This is a genomic window from Bradyrhizobium sp. 149 (genome assembly GCF_023073915.1).
Taxonomy (GTDB): Bacteria; Pseudomonadota; Alphaproteobacteria; order Rhizobiales; family Xanthobacteraceae; genus Bradyrhizobium.
Window position 1 is genome coordinate 1 of record NZ_JADPKK010000014.1, and the last position, 712, is coordinate 712.

1 protein-coding gene is annotated in these 712 nt (G+C 65.7%); it reads right to left on the reverse strand.

All coding sequences use genetic code 11. The annotated features are described in order from the left end of the window. On the reverse strand, nucleotides 1–712 hold a 712-nt coding region (galE, locus tag IVA88_RS09030), incomplete at both ends, for a UDP-glucose 4-epimerase GalE (RefSeq protein WP_247496947.1).

A 712-nucleotide genomic window follows, 5' to 3' on the forward strand; every position in this document is an offset into this window, starting at 1 on the left:
CTTTCCGCGCTGCGGAGGGGTCGGCGACCAGATAAGTGGGATCGCCGGCGCGGCGCGGCTTGACGGTGTGCGGCACCTCGCGCCCGGTCTCCTGCCTGATCGCGGTCAGGATCTCGCGCACCGAAAAGCCCGTCCCGCTGCCGAGATTGAAGCTGCCGCCGGAGTGTCCTTCTTCCAGCAGCTTCAGTGCCGCGAGATGCGCCGCCGCGAGGTCGGTAACGTGGATGTAGTCACGGATCGCGGTGCCATCGGGCGTGTCGTAGTCGTCGCCGAACAACGCGAAGTCGGCATGGCCCTGGAGCGCCATCATGGCGCGCGGAATGAGATGGGTTTCGTTGTCACGCAGCTCGCCGATGCCGCCGGCCGGATCGGCGCCGCTGGCATTGAAATAGCGCAGACAGAACGCGCCGAAGCCGTAGGCGGCGCGATAGTCGGCGAGCATGCGCTCGATCATCCATTTCGACGCACCGTACGGATTGATCGGCGCGCAGGGGAAGTCTTCCGGCAGCTTCCTGGAATCGGCGTTGCCGTAGACGGCGCCGGTCGAGGAGAACACGATGCGCCGGCAGCCTGCGTCCCGCATCGCCTGCAACAGCGACAACGTGCCCTGGACGTTGTTGATGTAGTATTTCTGCGGGTCGCTCATGGACTCGCCGACGAGGCTAGCCGCCGCGAAATGCATCACCGCCGCGATGTTGTGGTCGGCGAAAGC